Source organism: Catenovulum agarivorans DS-2, assembly GCF_000568405.1.
Lineage (GTDB): Bacteria > Pseudomonadota > Gammaproteobacteria > Enterobacterales > Alteromonadaceae > Catenovulum > Catenovulum agarivorans_A.
On record NZ_ARZY01000130.1, the window covers coordinates 1 to 263 of the forward strand.

General features: G+C 44.5%; 1 protein-coding gene. It reads left to right on the forward strand.

The window, feature by feature from the left end; genetic code table 11:
- A partial coding sequence (locus tag DS2_RS20665; RefSeq protein WP_035016761.1) for a hypothetical protein occupies positions 1-197 on the forward strand: 197 nt, incomplete at its 5' end.
- Positions 198-263: the final 66 nt, after the last annotated feature.

The window sequence follows — 263 nt, forward strand, 5'->3', positions numbered from 1 at the left end:
CGCGTAAGAGCACGTTGAAATTCCAAGGTAAGCTGACCCAAACCGAAAGCCAGTTTATGCAAGTAACAACCATACGCCAACAAAGCGTAATGCCATCAATCCCATTAACGCTTGAAGTTGGCGATGTAAAATTACATTTAACTCACGACATCGAAGTTAATCGACTTGCAGCCATTGTCAGGGCGGTACAAGCATGAAGATGTTTGTCGCTCCCGAACAAATATACCTGTACCGGCCTGTGGTGGATTTCAGAAAATCCATCA